This is a genomic window from Aquabacter albus, from assembly GCF_040049275.1.
Taxonomy (GTDB): domain Bacteria; phylum Pseudomonadota; class Alphaproteobacteria; order Rhizobiales; family Xanthobacteraceae; genus Aquabacter.
In genome coordinates this window covers 82,846-97,972 of the sequence record NZ_JBDZDT010000006.1, presented here as the reverse complement: position 1 = coordinate 97,972, position 15,127 = coordinate 82,846, and the positions used below count along the sequence as shown (strand labels likewise).

Sequence of the window (15,127 nt, the reverse complement as noted above, 5' to 3'; positions counted from 1 at the left end):
GCTTGTCCAGGACAACCATCCTCAGCCTTCGCTATGCTGCGGCCGAGCTGCTCTAAGCCTGTCCCAACGTCAGATATGGAGCGGTTTGCGGCGGCCGCGCGGGCGTGTATGTTCCCGCGCCTTGTTCTTGAGCATGCGCGCGCCGGAGCTGCACCTTTCGCGCAGCCGCTTGCTTTCACGTAACTCATCGGCGCCGGTGCGCCGTCGAACGACTGGATATGAGCGGCGGTGCGCCGCCCGCTCGCAGGGGAAGACGCGCGCATGGCCCGCGACACGCTGGACGCAACGCCCATCCGCTCGCGCGACGAACTCGTCGCCTGGCTGGAAGAGGGCAACAAGCCCGAGAGTGCCTTCCGCATCGGCACCGAGCACGAGAAGATCCCGTTCACCCTCGGCCGCCACGAGCCCGTGTCCTATGAAGGGCCGAAGGGCATCCGCGCGGTGCTGGAGGGCATGAAGACGGCCACCGGCTGGGATCCGATCCTGGAAGGGGAGACCCTGATCGGTCTCGTCGACCCCCATGGCGGCGGGGCCATCTCGCTGGAGCCGGGCGGCCAGTTCGAGCTTTCCGGCGCGCCGCTCGCCTCGGTCCACGAGACCTGCTCGGAGATCAACACCCACCTTTCCCATCTGCGGGAGGTGGCGGACCCGCTGAGCCTGGGTTTCCTGGGTATCGGCATGAGCCCGAAATGGTCGCGGGCCGAGACGCCGGTGATGCCCAAGGGGCGCTACCGCATCATGGCGAACTATATGCCGAAGGTCGGCACCCTCGGCCTCGACATGATGTTCCGCACCTGCACGGTGCAGGTGAATCTCGATTTCTCTTCGGAATCCGACATGGTGCGCAAGCTGCGGGCGAGCCTTGCCTTGCAGCCGGTGGCGACCGCCCTGTTCGCCAATTCGCCTTTCACCGAAGGCAAGCCCAACGGCTTCCTCTCCTTCCGCTCGGAAATCTGGCGCCACACGGACGCGGACCGCTCCGGCATGCTGGCCTTCGCCTTCGAAGAGGGCATGGGCTTCGAGCGCTATGTGGACTATGCGCTTGATGTGCCGATGTATTTCGTCAAGCGCGGCGATGCTTATATTGACGTGGCCGGCTCCTCCTTCCGTGATTTGCTCGCCGGCCGCCATCCGGCGCTGCCGGGCGAGACAGCGACGCTGTCGGACTGGGTGAACCACCTTTCCACCATCTTCCCGGAAGTGCGCCTCAAGCGCTTCCTGGAGATGCGCGGCGCCGATGCTGGCCCTTGGGCGGAACTCTGCGCGCTGCCGGCCTTCTGGGTCGGGCTCCTCTATGATTCAGTGAGCCTTCAGGCAGCGCTCGACCTCGTGAAGGACTGGACCGCCGAGCAGCGCCAGAATCTGCGCGACGACGTGCCGAGGGTCGCCCTCGGCGCCGAGATCGCCGGCCGGCCGCTGCTGGAGGTGGCGAAGGAAGTGGTCGCTCTCTCCCGTGCCGGCCTCGTCCGTCGGCGCAAGCTGGACAGCCAGGGCCGCGACGAGACGCGCTTCCTCGCCCCGCTGGAAGAGGTGCTCGCCTCCGGCCGCACCCCGGCGGAAGTGCTTCTGGACCGCTATGCCGGCCCCTGGCACGGCTCGGTGGAGCCGGCGTTCAAGGAACTGGCGTATTAGGGCATTGTTGTCCTGGACAAGCGAAAGCAAAGCTTGAGCGCAGATCCGGGACCCAGCGCAAAGGACCGCCGAAGGCGCTTCACCCCATCTGCGACGCCGCGCGGCGGAGATGCCTTCACGCTGGTCGCGGGTTGACGGCTTCGCCGGACTTTTGCGCTGGGTCCCGGATCTGCGCTCAGCCTGCGGCTTCACTTGTACAGGACAAGGAAAGCCGCCATGCCGCCCGCGCATGGCGGCCATGTCCTCAACGCCGCTTACCCCGCGCGTCCGGGTGGGCGACACATGGGTCTCCCGCGAGATTCCCATCCATGTCCCCTCCGCCTGCCTCTCCAAGCGCCAGCCTCGGCCCGGCGGATCTGGGGCTTTACGCCGCCACGGTCCTGATCTTCTCTTCGGGCTGGCTGCCGCTGCGGTTTCAGCTCGGCATCGTGGACCCGGAAATCTCACTGGTCTGGCGCTTCCTCGCCGCCACGGCCTTCATGTTCGTGGTGGTTCTGGCTACCGGCAAGCGACTCTCCTTTCCCAAAAGGGATCATCTGCTGTTCGCGGTCCTGGGGGCGACCCTGTTCTCGCTGAACTTCCTCGCCTTCTATTATGCCGGCTTCCACCTCGCCTCCGGTCTCCTGTCGGTCTTGTTCTCGCTGGTGGCGGTGGCCATCCCCTTGCTGTCGGCGCTGGCCACCCGCACCTGGCCGCGGCCGCGCATCCTCATGGGGGCGTTGCTCGGGGTCGCCGGTGTCGCTTTGGTGTTCGGGCCAGTGCTTAGGGAGACGGGCCTTGGCTCCGGCATGCATCTCGGCCTCATGGCGGGGATGGCGGGAATGCTCCTCTTCTCCCTCGGCAGCTTGATGTCCGCCACCGTCGGCCGGCGCGGCCTGCCACAGGCCTCCGCCAACGCCTACTCAATGGCCTACGGCTTCCTGCTGCTGCTCGCCATCGCGCTGGTGAAGGGCGCGCCGTTCCAGGTGGAATGGACGCCGCGCTATCTGGGCGCGCTCGCCTTTCTCATCGCCTTTCCTACCCTGGCCGGCTATGCGGTCTATCTCCAGCTCATCAAGCGCATCGGGGCGAGCCGGGCGGGCTATGGCGCGGTCCTGATGCCCATCGTGGCGCTGTTCATCTCCTCCATGGTGGAGGATTTCCACTGGACCTGGGCGGCGGGCCTGGGAATCGCGCTGGTGCTGGTGGGCAATGTGATCGTTCTGGGCGCGCCGCGTCAGGCGGCGGCCTGATCACTCCGCCGCGTCCGCCTCGGTGACATTGTCGAGGCCCTGGATGATGTGCTGGGCTAGTGCGTCGGCGAGCAAAGACGGCTCGTGGCGGTTGCGCAGAAGGCCGATATCGCACGGGGGCAAAGGCGGGTAGCCGTCTGCCGGCCCCAGCACCCGCATGCCCGGCCGCAGCGCGGATTCGGGGAAGACCGACACCGCAAGGCCCGACAGGACGGCGGCGGAGACCGCGCCGGCATTGGGGCTGGTGTAAAGCACGCGATGGGCGCGGCCGAGGCCGGTGAGCCTAGTGATGGCGGCATCGCGCCAGAGGCAGGTGGGGCGTCCGAGGGCGAGCGGCACCGGCGTTTCCAGATGGGCCGAATGGCGCGCCGAAGTGACCCAGAGCAGGCGCTCGCGGCGGATGATCTGCGCGGCGCGGGCCGAATTCTCCGTATAGGTGATGATGGCGAGGTCGAGCGTGCCGTTCTTGATGCGCTCGGAGAGATCAATGCTCGGCTCGCAGATGACGGTGAGCTCGACGGAAGGGTGGGTGCGGGAGAATCGCGCCATGATCTCCGGCAGATAGCGGTCCGCATAATCGTCCGGCACGCCGAGGCAAACATGGCCGGACAGGGTCGTGTCCGCGAAGCTCGCCACCGCTTCCAGGTTCAGCTTCACGATGCGCCGAGCATAGTCCAGCAGCCGCTCGCCATCCTCGGTGAGCTTCGAGGCGCGCCCATCACGGGAAAAGATGGGCCGGCCGACCCGCTCCTCCAGACGCTTCATCTGCATGGAAACCGCCGACTGCGTCTTGTGAACCACCTCGGCGGCGCGGGTGAAGCTGCCCGTTTCCGCGATGGCCACAAAAGTCCGGAGCTGGTCGCCGTCGAGCAGAATGGTCATGGACGCACCCGATATATCAATGTTGATGATATTTCAGATTAAGAACATTCGCTAGTTTGATTCATCCAGCGGGTGCAAAACGCTCGTGACGCAGCGCGAGGAAATCGGGTGGATGGCCCGGTATCGGGGAGAGAAGCATCGCTGCGCGACGTGATGGAGAGCACAATGAGCGTCTATGGCGAGACCCGCACGACCAGCACCGCCCCTGTCGGCACCGCGCTGGCCCATTTCCTGCTCCAGGCCGCCGGCCTGGCAGTGAAAGCTGCGCGCGCCATCGAGCGCCGCCGCGCCCTCAATCAGCTCGGGCAGATGGAAGACCATATGCTGCGGGACATCGGCCTCACGCGCAGCGATGTGCGCGATGCCGCCTCCGAGCCCTTGTGGCGGGATGCCACCCAGGTACTCGTGACCCGCTCGGTGGAGCGGCGCGTGGCGGCACGGCTCAGGGCGCGCCCCGGCCGCATGGGTTGAGAGGATGATTCGCCGTCGCCGGCCAGTCCGGCGGGGCTGAAAAGTTGGGCGGTCCAGCCCCTCGAGACCGCCCACTGGGCCCGTGCCGACCGCAATCGGCGCGGGCCTTTTTTCATTTCCGGGGACGGCCCGGCCCGCTCTTGCCCTGCTGATGGCCCGAACTGCGATCCAGCATCTGGCTCCAGAAATCGGCCATGGGGAAGAAGGCGGCGAACTGGTCGAACGGCGCCGAATCGCGCCGGCCGCCGGCACCCGGCGGGAAGCCGGTGGCGAAGAGCTGGGCGAAATAATCCTGGAACGGCCACTGCCCCAAGGCCGGCGGGGCCGGCGGGGGAGGGGGCGGCGGCGGTAGGGCGGCCGGCGGCGCCTTCGGCATGGCGGCGCCCATGGCCGCCATGGTAGCGGAAATCATGTCCTGCCAGGGATTCGCGCCGGGTCTCATGCCGGCGCCGCCCCATGGGGACTGCACCATCATCTGGGCGAAGGCATCCACCCAGGGATTGCCGGTGGAGTGGGCGCCGCCGGGCGAGGCCATCATCATGGCGAGCCCGTCGATCCACGGATTGCCGCTGGGGACGGGCTGCCCGTTCGCCCGCGCGATCATGGCGGCGAGCATCTGGTTCATGGCGCCGGAGGCCGCGAGCGACTTGGTGAGGCCGCCCACCAGCAGGGCCGCGAAATCGGGCATCATCTGCTTGACCATGGCGATGCCGAGGCCTGTTGAGGCAGCAGCCTGATTCACCACGGCGCGGCTGACTTCGGGCGATCCAAACACCGCGTCGAGGGCATTGGAGCCGGGCTCGCGGAGCGCGGCAGGGGTGGCGGGGCCATGGTCATAGATCGCGCCATAGGGGCCGCGCATCATCAGCACCATGAGATTCGCAAGGCCCTCGGGCGACTGCATGGACCGCTGAAGGCCCATGGCGAACGCGGGCATCAGGGCTTCGGCGGCCGACTGGGCCTGCTGAACCGAAAGTCCGTAGAGCCGGGCGAGGTTGTCCAGCCCCTCCCCACCCTGCGCTGCACGCAACAACTGCACAAAAGGATCCATCGGGCCGCCTCCTGCCCGAAGTCTATGCCATCGTCCTGTCGAAATCACCGAAAGAAGGACCTGACGGTAAAAACATCCGGTGCGACAAGGTGCGGGAAGCGCTCCGGTGCGATCTCTCTCCCGCTTGCGGGGGAGGGAGCTTTTCAAGCAAGGCAACGCCTGAAAGCTTGGAGAGGCCGGCCTTCCCCCTCCCTAACAAGCGGGAGAGGAAATCTTGCACCAGTCCCCCAAGAGGGTGACCCTACCCCGAGAATTCGGTCTCGTGGCGCAGCACGTCCTGGGCTTCCGGATTGAGCGGCTTGGCCGGCTTTTCCGGTTCGGTGAGCGGTTCCGGCTCCAGCCTGCCGTTCGGCATGAGGTCGATGCCCGCATAGAGCCCTTCCTCCACCTGCCTTTGGAGCCGGGCCTTGTCGCGGGCGCGCACGTCGGCGACCAGCTCGGCCACGGCTTCCCGCTCCAGGCCCAGTGCTTCGAGGGTGCGCCCGCCGAAGGAGAATGCCGATTCGAGGGTCTCGCGCATCTCGAAGTCCACGCCCTTGCGCAGAAGGTCCATGGAATGAGCGCGGTCATAGCTGCGCACGTGCAGGTGCACGTGGGGCATGCTGGCCTGGACGATGTCGACGATTCGGTCCGCCGCCTCCCGGTCGTCCACGCACACGGCAATGACCTCCGCCTGCTCCGCGCCCGCGGCGCGCAGGACGTCCAGGCGGGTGCCGTCGCCATAATAGATATGGACGCCGAACCGGCCCGCGCTCTGGATCATCTCCACATCGTTGTCGATGATGGTGACGCCCACGCCTTCCGCCAGAAGGCATTGCGACACGATCTGCCCGAAGCGGCCGAAGCCGATGATGAGGACGCGCCCCTCGGCGTCGGAGAAATCGTCCGGCTCGGGCTCCGGCTCGCTCTTTCGGAAGCGGGGGAGGAGGTGGGTGATTCCCGCAAACACCAGCGGGCCGATCATCATGGTGATGGCGGCGGTGGCGGTGAGGAACTCTGTCTGCTCCTTGGAAAGGATGCCGTTCGCCAGAGCGAGCGGGAACAGCACGAAGGCGAACTCGCCCGCCGGCATCAGCACCGCACCAGCCCGCAGCGCGTCGGCCTTGGTGTTGTGGTCGGTGCGGTAGAGGGCGAACACCACGCCGAACTTGATTCCCGTGATCATCAAGGCGGCGGCGATCAGCGGCACGATGTGCGGCAGCAGCACGGCGAGATCCAGCGACATGCCGATGCCCATGAAGAAGAAGGACAGAAGCAGGCCGCGGAACGCGTCGATATTGGCCTCCAGCTCATGCCGGAACGTGCTTTCCGAGAGGAGCAGGCCGGCGATGAAGGCGCCGAGCGCCATGGAGAGGCCCACCGCCGCCATGAGCCCGGCCGCCCCCAGCACCACCAGCAGCGCCGCCGCCGTCATGGCTTCCCGCGCGCCCGAACGGGCGAGGAGGCGGAACAGCGGGTTCAGGAGGTAGCGGCCCGCCAGCACGATGCCGGCGACGGCGACGACCGCGGCGCCGGTCTGGAACGCGGCCGCCATGGGCTCGCTCGCCGCATGCGAATCGCTCGGCGCCAGGAGCGGCACCAGAGCGAGCAGCGGGACGATGGCGATGTCCTGGAACAGCAGGATGGAGAAGGCGCGCTGGCCGTAGCCGGAGGAGAGATCCCCCCGTTCAGTGAGCAATTGCAGGGCGATGGAGGTGGCGGACATGGCAAGCGCCATGCCGGCGATCACCGCCCCCGCAAGGCCCAGCCCCAGGCTCCAGCCCACAACGGCGATGACGAGCCCCGTGACCAGGAGCTGCGCCGTGCCCAGGCCGAAAATATACCGGCCCATGGACAGAAGGCGGGACGGCTGAAGCTCCATGCCGATGAGGAACAGCAGCAGGACCACGCCCAGTTCGGCGATGGCGATGACCACGCTGGGGTCGGCCACGTTGAAGCCCACGGGGCCGATGGCGATTCCCGCCGCCAGATAGCCGACCACCGGCGACAGCCCCAACCGCTTGGCGATCGGCACGGAAATGACCGCCGCCGCAAGGAAGGCAAGGCCGGCGATAAAGAGTGTGTGGTCGTCTCCGTGCATCCCGCTCCGTCTCCGCCACGCTTGCGCTCAAGTCTCCGGCGCCTTTTGCGCAGGGAGCATGGCCAAACCAAGCCCGCCTTATGGCAGGTCCGTGGACCGTCGCAGCAAGGCTATTTAAGCGCGTCGAAGCCCGGCCCGAAACCGTTGAGGCTCATCGGAATGCCGATGCCTTCTTCCGGCGTCTGGAAGATGATGAAAGTGGCCTGCTTGCCGGTCCGCAGGCGGCCGATGAGCGTGTCGTCCATCACCACCTCGGCGACGCAGCCATTGGGCAGGCAGCGCACGAAGCCGGCGCGGCCCACATCCACATCGTCGATCTTCAGGCCGAGGCCGGAGGGAATGAGCACGCCGAGCGGCGCGAGCACGCGCAAAAGGCGGCTTTTCTGGTCGGCGGTCTTCAGGATGATGACGGTGAGGCCCACATTGGGGCGGTCCTCGGCCTGCACGCTCTGGAGCAGCACGCACTGTTCAGCCTGCGCACCCGGAGGGGTGTCGCAGCGAATCTGCCAATCGTTGAACACCTGCTTCACCACACCCTGAGCGGCGGCGGGCGTCCCGGCGAGCGCGGCGAGGAGGAGAGCGGCAGCGAAGGCCAGCATGCCGGGCGCCAGGCCCGACCGTGAAGCGTTTGCGACCGACAACTTGAACCCCATGGATTCCGGCTCCGAAAAACTGGCGGCGACGCCGCTTGTGACGCGGGCGGGACGGATCGTTCAGGCCCAGCCTCCCCGCTTAAAAGGCTGACCGCCCATGTCAAGGATGGGGCCGAGGTTTTGGCGATAAAACGTTGTTTTCTGGCCTTCCGCACGGCAACGTCATAAATTCTCGCCCCCACGGCGGGGCGCCCGCACGGACGCCGCGGAAGGCGCGGCACGGCGTCGCGAGAGGGTGGTGCCGGGCCGACCTTCTGTCGCATCGTGCGCCTCCGGGACGCAATTGCGGGGCGGTACGATTTGTGTTTGATGTAACTTCAAGAAGGGCGTCCTCCACTCCAGAGGGCGCGTCCGGTCTTGGCCGGATGGGGTCGAACACAGTGTCCGGCAGCGGCGCCGCCGCTCAGGGAGAGAAAACCATCATGAGGTCGTTCGTTCGCACCGCCGCTCTCGCCGTGGCCGCGCTGGCCGCCGCGATCCTGTCGAGCGCGGCTGCGTGGGCCAGCATGGGTCAGCCCTCCGACTGGCAGATCAATCTCCAGGACGCCGCCACGCCGGTGATGGAGAGCATCCACTCCTTCAACATTTTCGTGCTCGTCATCATCACGGCCATCGTGCTGTTCGTGATGGTGCTGCTCGCCATCATCATGGTCCGGTTCAACGAGAAGGCGAACCCGGTCCCCTCGAAGACCTCCCACAATACCCTCATCGAGGTGATCTGGACGGTCGTGCCGGTGATGATCCTGGTGGCGATCGCCATCCCGTCCTTCCGGCTGCTGCACCTTGAGCTGCACCTTCCCGAGCCGGACATGACGCTGAAGGTGACCGGCCACCAGTGGTACTGGTCCTACGAATATCCGGATAATGGCGGCTTCGGCTTCGATTCCCTCATGATCCCGGAGAAGGACCTGAAGCCCGGCCAGCCGCGCCTGCTCGCGGTGGACAACGAGGTGGTGGTGCCGATCAACAAGACGGTGCGCGTCCAGGTGACCGCCGGCGACGTGATCCACTCCTTCGCCGTGCCCTCCTTCGGCATCAAGATCGACGCCCTTCCGGGCCGCCTGAACGAGACCTGGTTCAAGGCCACGAAGGAAGGCATCTATTACGGCCAGTGCTCCGAACTGTGCGGCCGTGACCATGCCTTCATGCCCATCGCCGTGCGGGTGGTGAGCCAGGCTGACTTCGACGCCTGGATCGCCCAGGCCAAGCAGAAATTCTCCGCCGCGCCCGCCGCGACGCAGACTGCGGAGGCGGTGCCCGCCTCCTCCTCGCTCCGGTTCGCCGAGGCGCAGTGACGATTTTCGTACGCCCGGCGGTTTGACCGGGCGCCCGCCCACCGGCGGGCGATCAAGGAACGAGACGGCGACGTCTTGATACTGAGGACGGTACCCATGGCCACCGACGCGCACGCGGCGCACGCCGAAGACCACCATGCTGCTGTGCCCCACGGCGATCCGACCGGGTGGCGGCGTTGGGTCTTCTCGACCAACAACAAAGACATCGGCATCATGTACCTGGTCTTCGCGATCGTCGCGGGGATCGTGGGCGGCGCCCTGTCCATCGGCATCCGCCTGGAGCTCATGGAGCCGGGGCTCCAGTACTTCAAGAATCCGCAGACCTTCAACGTGTTCACCACGGGCCACGGCCTCATCATGATCTTCTTCATGGTGATGCCCGCGCTGATCGGCGGCTTCGGCAACTATTTCGTGCCGCTGATGATCGGCGCGCCGGACACGGCCTTCCCGCGCATCAACAACATCGCCTTCTGGCTGATGCCGCCGGCCTTCGGCCTCGCCATCATCTCGCTGTTCGTGGAAGGCGCGGCCGGCTCCAACGGCTTCGGCGGCGGCTGGACTATTTATCCCCCGCTCTCGTCCAAGCTCGGCCATCCCGGCCCGTCCATGGACTTCCTGATCTTCGCGCTGCACATCGCCGGTGCGTCCTCGATCCTCGGCGCCATCAACCTCATCACCACCATCCTGAACATGCGCGCCCCGGGCATGACGCTGCACAAGATGCCGCTGTTCGCCTGGTCGCAGCTGATCACCGCCTTCCTGCTGCTTCTGTCGCTGCCGGTGCTCGCGGGCGCCATCACCATGCTGCTGACGGACCGCAACTTCGGTACCACCTTCTTCGACCCGGCCGGCGGCGGCGACCCGATCCTGTTCCAGCACCTGTTCTGGTTCTTCGGTCACCCCGAGGTGTACATCCTCATCCTGCCGGGCTTCGGCCTCGTGTCCCACATCGTGTCCACCTTCTCCCGCAAGCCCATCTTCGGCTATCTCGGCATGGCCTACGCCATGGTCGCTATCGGTGTGGTGGGCTTCGTGGTGTGGGCGCACCACATGTACACGGTGGGCCTCTCCGCCGCGACGCAGTCCTACTTCGTCGCCGCCACCATGATCATCGCGGTGCCCACGGGCGTGAAGATCTTCTCCTGGATCGCCACCATGTGGGGCGGCTCGGTGCAGTTCCGCACCCCCATGCTGTGGGCCATCGGCTTCATCTTCCTGTTCACCGTCGGCGGCGTGACCGGCGTCGTGCTCTCCAATGCGGGCATCGACCGCTCGCTGCACGACACCTATTACGTGGTGGCGCACTTCCACTACGTGCTCTCGCTGGGCGCCGTGTTCGCCATCTTTGCCGGCTGGTACTACTGGTTCCCGAAGATGAGCGGCTACATGATCCCGGAATTCTGGGGCAAGCTGCACTTCTGGGTCACGTTCATCGGCGTGAACATGGTGTTCTTCCCGCAGCACTTCCTCGGCCTCGCCGGCATGCCGCGCCGCTATGTGGACTATCCGGACGCGTTCGCGCACTGGAACTTCATCTCCTCCATCGGCTCCTACATCTCGGGCGTGGCGGTGCTGATCTTCATCACCGGCGTGGTCATCGCCTTCCGCCGCAAGGAAGTGGCCGGGGACAATCCCTGGGGTCCCGGCGCCACCACCCTGGAATGGACGCTGAGCTCGCCTCCGCCCTTCCATCACTTCGAGGTGCTGCCGCGCATCAAGTGATCATCCTCTGATCACGTAAGGTCAGCCCGGCGCGGAACTTCCGCGCCGGACTTGTTAGGGCAGGGCGGGCAAGCGCTGCGAAGCGGCGTGGTGTAGAATGGGCCGCAGCCCGCACAGGCGGACGCGGCTGGAGTGGGTGCGAAATGCCCCCTCGGGACAGGCAAGATATGAGCGACATCAGCGTGAGCATGGAGAAGCCGGGTCACGCCCCGGAGATCGCCGGGGGCATGGCTTCCCCCAGCGACTACATCGCCCTGCTCAAGCCGCGGGTCATGTCGCTGGTGGTGTTCACGGCCCTGGTGGGCCTCGTGCGCGCCCCGGACCATGTGCACCCGGTGATCGCCTTCACCGCCATCCTGTGCATCGCGGTGGGCGCCGGCGCGGCCGGCGCGCTGAACATGTGGTGGGACGCCGACATCGACGCCATCATGTCGCGCACCCGCAAGCGGCCCATCCCCGCCGGCCGCGTGACGCCCAAGGAGGCGCTCGCCTTCGGCATGACGCTCGCCTGCTTCTCGGTGGGCGTGCTCGGCCTCCTGGTGAACGCGCTCTCGGCTGCGCTCTTGGCCTTCACCATCTTCTTCTACGTGGTGATCTACACCATGTGGCTGAAGCGCTCGACGTCCCAGAACATCGTCATCGGCGGGCTTGCGGGCGCTCTTCCGCCCATGGTGGCCTGGGCGGCCGCCTCCGGCTCGGTGAGCCTGGAAAGCGTGCTTCTGGTGGCCATCATCTTCTTCTGGACCCCGCCGCACTTCTGGGCGCTCGCCCTCTACCGGGCCGACGATTACGCCCGCGCCGGGGTGCCCATGCTGCCGGTGACGGCCGGGCCCGACGAGACCCGCCGGCAGATCCTCCTCTACACCCTGTTCCTGGCGCCTTTGGCCTTCGTGCCGGTGCTGCTGGGCTATGCCGGCATCGCCTATGCCATCGTCTCCGCCGTCACCGGCGCGGGCATGATCTGGCTCGCGGTTGCGGTCTACCGGCAGCGCACCGGGGATGAGGCCGTGCGCGCGGCACGGCGCCTGTTCGGCTTCTCGATCCTCTATCTCTTCCTGCTCTTCGCCACGCTGCTGGTGGAAGCCGTGATTCCGGGGATCTGAGGCGTGGCTGATCAAAAGAACCCGCCCGAGCCCCCCAAGAGCGACGGCGTCGTCCTGAGCGACGAGCAGAAGCGGCGGCGGCGGGCGCGCTCCATCGCCATCGCCTCCGTGCTCGGCTTCCTGGTGCTGCTCTTCTACGTGGTGACCATCGTGAAGCTCGGGCCGAACGTGCTCAACCGGCCATTGTGAGACGTGACGTTGCGAGGCAGGACATGGACGAGATGAAGCCAGAGGGGGAGCAGAAGCCGCCGGCGCGGAAGGCTCCGCCCCACAAGCTTGTCGCCGCCGCCTGCGTCCTGTTCGTCGCCACCATGGTGGGCGCCGCTTACGCGGCCGTGCCGCTCTATGCCATGTTCTGCAGCCTTACCGGCTTTGGCGGCATCACCCGCGTGGGCACCGAGGCGCCGACCGAGACGCTGGAGCGCACCATCAATATACGCTTCGACGCCAATGTGGCGCCGGGCCTGCCCTGGATCTTCAAGCCTGAGCAGACGGCGGTGGACGTGAAGGTGGGCGAGACCAAGATGGTCTATTACTTCGCCCAGAATCAGTTCAACACGCCCACCTACGCCAACGCCACCTACAACGTGACGCCGGCGCAGGCAGGGTTCTATTTCGTGAAGATGCAGTGCTTCTGCTTCGACGAGCAGACGCTGAAGGGCGGCGAGAAGGCGGACATGCCCGTCGTGTTCTTCATCGATCCCGCCATCGAAAAGGACGAGGACCTGAAGGGTCTGAAGACCATCACTTTGTCCTACACCTTCTTCCCCGCCAAGCCGCCGGCGCCCAAGGCGGCGGCTGCGGAGAAGGCTGGCGGCAAGGGCGGGTGAGCGGCGAAGTTTTGAAGGGTTACAGGGCGGGACATTCCGCCGCCATTGCGGTGCGGCGCGCGCCCCGCTAGGACATACTGGAGCTGGAAGGGGAGGCCGTCTGCAATGGCCGAGGCACACGTCAAGCAGCACGACTATCACATGGTGGAGCCGAGCCCGTGGCCCATCGTGGGTTCGGTCGCGGCCTTCATCACGACCGTCGGCGCGGTGGTGTGGATGCACGGCGGCACCGCCATACCCTGGGTCATCGGCTTCATCGGCATTCTCTACACCATGTTCGGCTGGTGGCGGGACATGGTGCGGGAGGGCTTCAAGGGCTTCCACACCCCGGTGGTGATGATCGCCTTCCGCTATGGGATGATCCTGTTCATCGCCTCCGAGGTGATGTTCTTCGTCGCCTGGTTCTGGGCCTTCTTCGATGCCGCCTTGTTCGTGAACGAGGGCATCAACTATGCGCGCCTGGACTTCACCGGCGGCGTCTGGCCCCCCCACGGCATCGAGGCGCTGGACCCCTGGCACCTGCCGCTGCTCAACACGCTGATCCTGCTTACCTCCGGCACCACGGTCACCTGGGCGCACCATGCGCTGCTGGAGAATGACCGCCAGGGCCTGAAGTGGGGCCTCGTCTGCACCGTGCTGCTGGGCATCCTGTTCAGCGCCTGCCAGGCGTACGAGTATTCCCACGTCCATTTCGGCTTCTCGGGCAACATCTACGGCGCGACCTTCTTCATGGCGACCGGCTTCCACGGCTTCCATGTGCTGGTCGGCACCATCTTCCTCGCGGTCTGCCTGTTCCGCGCCATGGCGGGTCACTTCACCCCCGAGAAGCATTTCGGCTTCGAGGCGGCCGCCTGGTACTGGCACTTCGTGGACGTGGTGTGGCTGTTCCTGTTCACCTTCGTCTATGTCTGGGCCTCGAGCGGCGCGGCCGGCCACGGCTGATGGCATTCGATCTTCAGATCGGCACGGGGCGGCGAAGGCCGCCCCGTTTGCGTTGAGGAAGGCCGCTTCATGCCCTTGAGCCCTTATTACGCTCCGGTCTCGCCCCTCTCGGCGGGCCTGTCATGCCGCTGCCCGCGCTGCGGCAAGGGCAAACTGTTCAAGGGCTTTCTCGACATCGCGCCGCGGTGCGAGGCCTGCGGGCTGGACTACACCTTCATCGATGCCGGCGACGGGCCGGCGGTGTTCGTCATCCTGTTCGGCGGATTCGTGGTGGTGGCGCTGGCCTTCTTCGTGGAGGCCACGTGGCAGCCGCCCCTCTGGGTGCATGCCCTGCTCTGGATCCCCGCCATCCTCGTGGTCACGCTCGGCCTGCTGCGGCCGTTCAAGGGCGTGCTGGTGGCCATGCAGTACCGGAACAAGGCGGCCGAAGGGAAACTGGAGCGGCGCTCGGGCGAATGAACACGCGCGGGCTCGTCCTTCCCTCCCTTTTCGCGCTCGGGGCATTGATCGTCCTCGTGGGCCTCGGCACCTGGCAGATGGAGCGGCTCTCCTGGAAGACAGCGCTGGTCGCGCAGGTGGAGGCCCGCACGGCCGAGCGCCCGATGCCGGCGCCGAGCCCTTCCTTGTGGCCCGCGCTCAACCGCGAGGATGACGAATACCAGCCGGTGACCGCCACCGGGCGCTTCGATCACGGCCGCGAGACCCTCATCTACACCGTGCTGTCCGACCCCAAGGGGCCGTTCAAGGGACCCGGCTTCTGGGTGGTGACGCCGCTCATGCTGCCAAGCGGCGCGGCCATTCTGGTCAATCGCGGCTTCGTGCCGGAGGACCGGCGCGACCCGGCCACGCGCAAGGACGGCCAGGTGGCGGGCGACGTGACGGTGACCGGCCTCCTGCGCCTCGCGGAGGATGCGAGCTGGTTCGTGCCGGCCAATGATCCCACCCGCAATGCCTGGTATCGCCGTGACCCGGAGGAGATCGGCCGCGCGCGGGGCCTCAAGGAGGTGGCGCCGTTCGTCATCGACGCCAATGGCGCGCCCAATCCGGGCGGCCTGCCCCAGGCCGGCGAGACCCGCCTCAGCTTCCCGAACCGGCATTTGGAATATGCGCTCACCTGGTACGGCCTCGCGGCGACGTTGATCGGCGTCTACATCGCCTTCGTCATCACCCGCCTCAGGGGCGGGCGCGATCCAAAGCCCGATGGCGCGACGCCCGAAGACAGCTAGGATGGCCA

15 protein-coding genes are annotated in these 15,127 nt (G+C 66.6%); 11 read left to right on the top strand and 4 right to left on the bottom strand.

The genetic code is table 11. From position 1 onward, the window contains the following. Positions 1 to 261: 261 nt before the first annotated feature. Both ABLE91_RS16090 and ABLE91_RS16085 read left to right on the top strand, forming a co-directional pair. Positions 262 to 1,632, top strand: a complete 1,371-nt coding sequence (locus tag ABLE91_RS16090; RefSeq protein WP_348932247.1) for a glutamate--cysteine ligase — start codon at positions 262 to 264, stop codon at positions 1,630 to 1,632. Positions 1,633 to 1,940: 308 nt separating this feature from the next. Beyond that, on the top strand, positions 1,941 to 2,864 hold the full coding sequence (locus ABLE91_RS16085; protein ID WP_348932245.1) for a DMT family transporter: 924 nt from the start codon (positions 1,941 to 1,943) through the stop codon (positions 2,862 to 2,864). Here ABLE91_RS16085 and ABLE91_RS16080 read toward each other — a convergent pair whose 3' ends face one another. Then, positions 2,865 to 3,746, bottom strand: a complete 882-nt coding sequence (locus ABLE91_RS16080; protein ID WP_348932244.1) for a LysR substrate-binding domain-containing protein — start codon at positions 3,744 to 3,746, stop codon at positions 2,865 to 2,867. Positions 3,747 to 3,911: 165 nt separating this feature from the next. Between ABLE91_RS16080 and ABLE91_RS16075 the strand changes: the two genes are divergently transcribed. After that, positions 3,912 to 4,217, top strand: a complete 306-nt coding sequence (locus ABLE91_RS16075) for a DUF1127 domain-containing protein (protein WP_348932242.1) — start codon at positions 3,912 to 3,914, stop codon at positions 4,215 to 4,217. 112 nt (positions 4,218 to 4,329) lie between these two features. Here ABLE91_RS16075 and ABLE91_RS16070 read toward each other — a convergent pair whose 3' ends face one another. The 3 genes from ABLE91_RS16070 to ABLE91_RS16060 form a co-directional block, all read right to left on the bottom strand. Then, positions 4,330 to 5,268: a DUF937 domain-containing protein gene (locus tag ABLE91_RS16070; protein WP_348932240.1), complete on the bottom strand. Its 939-nt coding sequence runs from the start codon at positions 5,266 to 5,268 to the stop codon at positions 4,330 to 4,332. Between the two features lie 241 nt (positions 5,269 to 5,509). Beyond that, complete coding sequence (locus tag ABLE91_RS16065) at positions 5,510 to 7,348, bottom strand: monovalent cation:proton antiporter-2 (CPA2) family protein (RefSeq protein ID WP_348932237.1); 1,839 nt, start codon at positions 7,346 to 7,348, stop codon at positions 5,510 to 5,512. 110 nt (positions 7,349 to 7,458) lie between these two features. Next, entirely contained in the window at positions 7,459 to 8,001 is a 543-nt protein-coding gene (locus tag ABLE91_RS16060) for an invasion associated locus B family protein (RefSeq protein WP_510181958.1), read from the bottom strand. Positions 8,002 to 8,423: 422 nt separating this feature from the next. On the opposite strand from ABLE91_RS16060, the gene coxB reads away from it, so the two are divergent. The 8 genes from coxB (at position 8,424) to ABLE91_RS16020 (ending at position 15,119) form a co-directional block, all read left to right on the top strand. After that, positions 8,424 to 9,296, top strand: coding sequence for a cytochrome c oxidase subunit II (gene coxB / locus ABLE91_RS16055; RefSeq protein ID WP_348932234.1), 873 nt, complete (start codon positions 8,424 to 8,426; stop codon positions 9,294 to 9,296). A gap of 96 nt (positions 9,297 to 9,392) precedes the next feature. Next, entirely contained in the window at positions 9,393 to 11,018 is a 1,626-nt protein-coding gene (gene ctaD / locus ABLE91_RS16050) for a cytochrome c oxidase subunit I (protein ID WP_348932231.1), read from the top strand. Positions 11,019 to 11,206: 188 nt separating this feature from the next. Then, positions 11,207 to 12,121, top strand: a complete 915-nt coding sequence (cyoE, locus tag ABLE91_RS16045; RefSeq protein ID WP_348932990.1) for a heme o synthase — start codon at positions 11,207 to 11,209, stop codon at positions 12,119 to 12,121. Between the two features lie 3 nt (positions 12,122 to 12,124). Further along, on the top strand, positions 12,125 to 12,310 hold the full coding sequence (locus ABLE91_RS16040; RefSeq protein ID WP_348932230.1) for a cytochrome c oxidase system small membrane protein: 186 nt from the start codon (positions 12,125 to 12,127) through the stop codon (positions 12,308 to 12,310). 32 nt (positions 12,311 to 12,342) lie between these two features. Further along, positions 12,343 to 12,951 carry a cytochrome c oxidase assembly protein gene (locus tag ABLE91_RS16035; protein ID WP_510181968.1) on the top strand — a complete coding sequence of 203 codons (609 nt, stop codon included), beginning with the start codon at positions 12,343 to 12,345 and terminating at the stop codon, positions 12,949 to 12,951. 105 nt (positions 12,952 to 13,056) lie between these two features. Then, on the top strand, positions 13,057 to 13,893 hold the full coding sequence (locus tag ABLE91_RS16030; protein WP_348932227.1) for a cytochrome c oxidase subunit 3: 837 nt from the start codon (positions 13,057 to 13,059) through the stop codon (positions 13,891 to 13,893). A 69-nt stretch (positions 13,894 to 13,962) separates the two neighbouring features. Then, positions 13,963 to 14,352, top strand: a complete 390-nt coding sequence (locus ABLE91_RS16025; RefSeq protein ID WP_348932225.1) for a DUF983 domain-containing protein — start codon at positions 13,963 to 13,965, stop codon at positions 14,350 to 14,352. Next, positions 14,349 to 15,119 carry an SURF1 family protein gene (locus tag ABLE91_RS16020; RefSeq protein ID WP_348932223.1) on the top strand — a complete coding sequence of 257 codons (771 nt, stop codon included), beginning with the start codon at positions 14,349 to 14,351 and terminating at the stop codon, positions 15,117 to 15,119. The genes ABLE91_RS16025 and ABLE91_RS16020 overlap by 4 nt, the downstream gene beginning before the upstream one ends. Positions 15,120 to 15,127: the final 8 nt, after the last annotated feature.